Source organism: uncultured Gemella sp. (genome assembly GCF_963525165.1).
Classification (GTDB): domain Bacteria; phylum Bacillota; class Bacilli; order Staphylococcales; family Gemellaceae; genus Gemella.
Genome location: NZ_CAURJN010000056.1, coordinates 1 through 6,339, shown reverse-complemented (window position 1 = coordinate 6,339; position 6,339 = coordinate 1). Strand labels below are relative to the sequence as shown.

Genomic DNA, 6,339 nt, shown 5'->3' with positions numbered 1-6,339 from the left:
CCAAATGATATCGCAGTATTTACAGCGATGGGAATGTGTTGGAGTGGATACTTAAGTACACACATAGGTATGATGGATGCACTTGGAGTTAGAAAATTATCTTCAAAAGCAATTCTTTCTCATACTATCGGGGGAATTGCGGCTGGGATTATAGCTCACTATTTATTCTTGTTATTAGGATAATAAATAATAAAATTTTTAGAGATGGGGCTGACCTAAAAGCCCTAAATTTTAACAACGTGTATATGATAACTCATAGACGTAGAAGTTTATTGATATCTAAATTTGCTTTATAAAAGTTTTTTAAATATGCAATAAACTTTGTGGGGGTGACTCAACAAAATCTTGTTTCTTAAGAAATCATGATTTTTGAGGCACTCCCTTTTTTTATTGTTATAGATTTTAGAAACTTATTGAAATTTTCATTGAAAAACTATTGATGGACGTTATTAATTTTTATGATTCCTTGAAGAGAAGTATTGGAAGTAGTATAATTAAACTATATGTACTTTTTAACAAATATTATAAAAGGGGAAACTCGTATGAGTAGATTTAAGAGTATTAATTTTTATTATACCTTAGGTATAATGTTAGTTATTTCGTTAGCTGCGAAATATCTTGCGCAAGTGCCGGCATTAAAACTTTTTGGGCATTTGGTAATTGCCCTTGTTATTGGTATGGCGTTACAAATGTCGAAAGGGTTGAAAGAACAGGTTAAGGCGGATATTCCGTTCATAAGTAATAAGTTCTTACGCCTTGGGATAATTTTATTAGGATTTAAGTTGGCGTTAGATAGGCTTCTAGCTGAAGGTAAGAAAACATTAGTCGTTGCCTTCTTTATTGTGCTGTTTATGATAACTTTAACGTACTTTATGTGTCGTGCATTTAAAGTAGATCACGAACTTGCCTTACTTTCTTCATGTGGTTGTGGTATATGTGGTGCTGCGGCTGTCATGGGGGTAAGTGGTCAACTTCGTGCGAAAACTGATAATAGTGTTCTTGCTGTTGCGGTAGTAGCGATACTTGGTACAGTGTTTACCTTAGTAGAGGTGACGTTGCAACCTTATTTAGGTTTGGATGCGTATAATTACGGTGTATTTACTGGAGGAAGTCTTCATGAAATAGCTCATGCAGTTGCAGCAGGAGGTGCAGGGGGGCAAGTAGCTCTTGATGCTGCGATTCTTACTAAGTTATCACGTGTTCTTATGTTGATTGTTGTGGCAGGCGTGCTGATTGTAGTTAATAAAAAGACTCAAGATGAGACGAAAGGTAAAGTTCCTATGCCGTACTTTATCCTAGGGTTTATCTTTATGAGTATTTTAGGAAGCTATGTTACTTTTTTAAAACCGCTAGCGCCTTACTTCGTTGATGCAGCGTATATCTTCTTAGGTATGGCGATGGCAGCTCTCGGTATGAGCGTTAACTTTAAAGTTATTAAAGAACGTGGTGTACGAGTATTCACAGCGTGCTTCTTATCATCTGTAATCTTGATGATAGTTTGTTACGCAGTTGCTAGATTTATTTTTTAAAAGTAGGATAATCTAAATTGGATAAAAATACAAATAGAAAGCTAAATAGGAGCTGCTCCAAAAGTCCTTAAATTTAACAGAGTTCATATGGGGGCTCATAGACGCGGTGGTTTATTGATACCTAAATTCGCTTTATAAAAGTTTTTTAGATATCTAATAACCTGCGTGGGGTTGACTCAACAAAATCGATTCTATGAAATCGCGATTTTTGAATCACTCCCTTGACAGTTGATTAAGAGAAATAGTACAATGTGAGTAGAGGAAATTAGTGTTATTAACCTTTACGGAGTTATAATATGCAGATGCTACGTATATATTCTGTTGAGTATATGCGTAGTGTTTTGTTATATTTGGAACAATATAGAGATATAAAGAAGTAAGGTTATGTAATTTAAACACAAAGGAGAACTATTATGATAATTACAGATTTACTAGGGATTAAATATCCAATTTTTCAAGGGGCGATGGCTCAAATAGCGAGACATGAGCTTGTTTCAGCGGTATCTAATGCTGGTGCGTTAGGAATACTGGCATCAGGGGGAGTAAGTCCTGAAGAACTACGTAAAGAGATCCAACAGTGCAAAGAATTGACTGACAAACCTTTTGCAGTTAATCTAATGCTTATGATGCCGAATATCGATAAGATAATTGATGTTGTTATTGAAGAAGGTGTCAAAATCGTCACAACAGGGGCGGGAACACCTAGAAAATTCATGCCACGCTTAAAAGAAGCGGGGATAAAAGTTATTCCGGTTATTCCTTCTGTGAAAGCTGCGGTGAAAATGGAAGAATTAGGCTGTGACGCTGTTGTTGTAGAAGGGATGGAAGCTGGAGGACACGTTGGAAGTAGCACTACTATGGCATTATTACCACAGGTAACAAGTGCGGTGAATATTCCTGTGATTGCGGCTGGTGGTATTGCTGATGGCCGTGGAATGGCTGCGGCATATTGTTTAGGAGCGAGTGGAGTTCAGATGGGAACTGTATTCTTAGCTTCAGAAGAATGTCCGGTGACAGATGCATATAAAAATATGATCTTAGAAGCGGTCGATACATCGACTACCTTAACCGGAGAAAAATTTGGAGCGCCTGTGCGTGGTATTAAAAATGAACTTACAAAAAGATATCATGAACTAGAAGAACAATCTTCAACTCTTATGGAATTAGAAGAGCTAACGCTAGGGTCATTAAAGCGCGCCGTTTATGATGGTGATGTAGAAAATGGTTCAGTAATGGCAGGACAAATAGCAGGGCTAGTTAATGAAATTCGCTCTGTTAAAAACATAATAGAAGATATCGTAAAAAAAGCAAAAGAAGTATTGAATGGTACAGAAATATAAAGAATGTAAGAATGCTTTTGAAGTTGAAAAATGAAATTAACAAAAATGTCTCTAAAGGAATATTTGCTATAAAAATATGGCATTTACCTTTAGAGATTTTTTTAACGTAATTAATATAAGTAATTTTAAAGAGGGTCTAAGTTGTTTTATAGAGTATAGGTAAAATTTTAGGAGAGGATAAAATTATCCCAGTTTAGAATTGATAAATATTTTTCTATAATGAATTTATATTTTTATTGAAATATTGAATAGAAAAAAATATATAAAAGCTGTTTTTATTATCGATAATTTTTATGTTTATAACCAATATATTTATATTTTGTATAAGTTCGTGTTGAATGATTCAGGCTTTTTTGTTAAAATAAAAGGGATAACTATTATTTTATTATTAAAAAATTAATTTTTAAAAAAACTATTTATGAAATAAAATAATTCTTTAATGTAAATAATGTATAATATTTTAATAATATTTAAATTTTAAGTAGTGAATATTTAGAGTTAGAAAAAATTTAAATAGTTAATTTTTATATGCTGGAATAAATTAATTTTAGTTTGTTAAAATAATTAGTAGATTATACAAAATAACATAGATAATAAATGAAAGGAAAAGTTCGAATGGGAAGATATATAGTAGGTAATGGTTCTGATACATGGAATTTAGCGGATGCATATGCTGCCGTTACAGATGGTGATATTATCGAGTTTGAAAAAGGTTTTAGCTTTGATTTATCCGGTGATTACTGGATGATTGATAAAAATATAACTATCTGTGGGTATGTTGAGGTTGATGAGAATGGTGGACGAATGCTATATAGTTCGTTCTACGGACGAATTATAATAGCGGAAAATGCTGATGTAGTAATAGAGGATATATGTCTATATTCTATTAAAGAAGGAAATGTTATAGTTATACAAAAAGGTGGTAAATTAACCTTATCAGGTTCTCTCATAGGATCAACAGTAAGTGATAATGATTATGGATTAGTTTGGAGTAATGGTGGTTTTGTTGAAATAGATAATCTAACCTTAACTTTAGAGGGGAAATCAAGAGCCATAACTGTTGAAAATAGTAGTACATTAAATATTAAAAATAGTACTAATTTAGCTAATGTAACCTGTAATAACTCAGAAGTTAGCATAATGAACAGTAGAATTGTTAATCATATAGGCAATGGGATAAATGCAAAAAAATCAAAAGTAGAGATAATTGATACATACATAGAGGGAAGCCTAGTAGATGTAGAAAATCGTTATCCTATTGTTTGGGGAAGTGAGAGTAGTTTTGTAGTAAAGAATTCTGAAATTCGACAACCGCAATATCCTAGTGCGGTTTTTATAAAAGATAATTCAGTTTTAGAACTAGAAAATAATTTGATAACGAATGTAACTGTATTTAATAGTCGTGTAAAATTATATGATACTACGATATTAGAGTCGCTTTTCATAAGAGACTTTAGTTTATGTATTTCTAATGGTAAGTTAGATGTTAAAGGTGAGAGTTTAAAAAAAGTAGAGATATTTATTGATAATAATTCTGTCTTAAACGCAGAAGAAGTAGTTTTAAATAAGTTATCTAACCCTAATGTGCGTACGGCTGAAAATTCCTTAATGCGAATGAGGATATTGAGTACAAAAAATATAGAAAAAAAAGACTTAAAATTTGAAGTTGATGATACAAGTGAAGTTGTTGATTTAAATAATCTAATAAAAGAGGAAACTGTAGCGACAGAGAACAATCAGCAAACAGAAAAAGTTAAAGAAAGTGTTCCTACTATCCAACAACTTGATAATCTTATTGGACTTAGAAGAGTTAAGGAAGAAATATCTAAGATGTTACGCATAGTTGACTTCAATAATAAGAGAATAGCTCAAGGACATACTCCAGAAAAACAAGCCTTGCATGCAGTATTCGTAGGTAATCCAGGGACGGGGAAAACAACTGTTGCGCGTTTAATGGGTAAAATTTTATTTGAAAAAGGAGTTTTACCAGGAAGAGACGGGAAATGTGTCTTTGTAGAAGCGAAAGAATCTGACTTAATTTCATCTAATGTTGGAGGTACAGCATTAGAAACTAAGAAGTTATTAAATAAAGCGCTGGGTGGAGTGTTATTTATAGATGAGGCGTATACTTTAGATAAAAAAGGTAGCGTGAATTTTGGTATTGAAGCGATTAATACAATATTAGCGTTTATGGAAGATCACCGTGACGAAATAATGATAATCTTCGCAGGTTATACAAAAGAAATGGATCAATTCTTAAAATCAAATCCAGGGTTAAAATCTCGTGTACCGAATACATTTGATTTTGAAGACTACTCACCAGATGAAATTGTTCAAATTGGTAATAAATATCTAGAAAGTAAGAGTTATGTATTAGAAGATCAAGCTTATTATAACAGTTATGTTAAGAATGCGTACAAAGCATCATTAGATAAGAGTAATGCTAGATGGATTAGAAATGTAAATGAAAGTATCTTAAAATCAGTAGCGAATCGAGTAGTTGAAAATGATGAAGATGATGTTACAACAATTAAAAATATTGATATTAAGGCTGTTAAAAATATCGGAAAATATGAAGATGATGGAACTAAAAAAGATGAGATGGAAGAGCTCAACAAACTTATTGGAATTAAGAAAGTTAAAACGCAGGTTGAAGAATTTATTGCTCTTGCTGAAATCAATAAAAAACGTGCTGAACAAGGAAAATCGACTTCATCATTCTCATTACATTCTCTATTCTTAGGAAATCCAGGAACAGGGAAAACTACTGTGGCACGCTTAGTAGGAAAAGTGCTGTATCAAAAAGGTGTGATAGCTGAGAATAAACTTGTAGAAGTAAGTAGAACAGACTTAGTAGCAGGATATATAGGTCAAACAGCACCTAAAACACGAAAAATCTTAGAAAGTGCGTTAGGAGGAGTATTATTCATAGATGAAGCATATGCGCTAAATAGCGGAAGTGGTAATGACTTTGGACAAGAGGCGTTAGATGAGATTCTTAAGTTTATGGAAGATCATAGAGATGACATCGTAATAATCTTTGCAGGATACACGAAAGAAATGGGAGAGTTCTTAAATGTGAATTCTGGACTACGTAGTAGAATTCCGAATACATTTGATTTCGAAGATTATACAGAAGAAGAAGTAGTGGAAATAGGTCTTCTGGGACTAGATAAATATGGTTATGAACTAGATCGTGAATATTATGGAGAAGTAATTAAAGATTTATACAGAAATAATGATGGAAGTAATGGTCGATGGGTAAGAAATATAAATGAAAAAATTATTACTAATATGTCAACTCGTATAGCGCGTGAAGGTGGAGATAACCTTGATGAAATTACAAATGAAGATATAGAAAAAGTAAAGGAGAGAATGGATGGTTAATAAAGATGACGACGTGGTAGCGCCCCCTAAAAAAGATGATGTAGTAATGCCACCGAAAAGAGACGATGTGGTAGCCCCACCCA

Annotated in this window: 3 protein-coding genes and 1 pseudogene; all 4 read left to right on the top strand. The window is 32.9% G+C overall.

Going from position 1 to position 6,339, the window contains the following annotated elements; genetic code table 11:
• Nucleotides 1-183: pseudogene (locus tag RWQ74_RS08480) on the top strand (hypothetical protein); the annotation flags it as partial.
• Between the two features lie 359 nt (nucleotides 184-542).
• Nucleotides 543-1,529, top strand: a complete 987-nt coding sequence (locus tag RWQ74_RS08475; protein ID WP_314397863.1) for a putative sulfate exporter family transporter — start codon at nucleotides 543-545, stop codon at nucleotides 1,527-1,529.
• A 413-nt stretch (nucleotides 1,530-1,942) separates the two neighbouring features.
• Entirely contained in the window at nucleotides 1,943-2,869 is a 927-nt protein-coding gene (locus RWQ74_RS08470) for a nitronate monooxygenase (protein ID WP_314397861.1), read from the top strand.
• Nucleotides 2,870-3,484: 615 nt separating this feature from the next.
• On the top strand, nucleotides 3,485-6,256 hold the full coding sequence (locus RWQ74_RS08465) for an AAA family ATPase (protein WP_314397860.1): 2,772 nt from the start codon (nucleotides 3,485-3,487) through the stop codon (nucleotides 6,254-6,256).
• Nucleotides 6,257-6,339 lie beyond the last annotated feature (83 nt).

What these genes read in the sequence shown, in the direction of transcription:
- RWQ74_RS08470 (WP_314397861.1), top strand. Translation starts at nt 1,943, where the DNA reads ATGATAATTACAGATTTACTAGGGATTAAATATCCAATTTTTCAAGGG.
- RWQ74_RS08475 (WP_314397863.1), top strand. Translation starts at nt 543, where the DNA reads ATGAGTAGATTTAAGAGTATTAATTTTTATTATACCTTAGGTATAATG.
- RWQ74_RS08465 (WP_314397860.1), top strand. Translation starts at nt 3,485, where the DNA reads ATGGGAAGATATATAGTAGGTAATGGTTCTGATACATGGAATTTAGCG.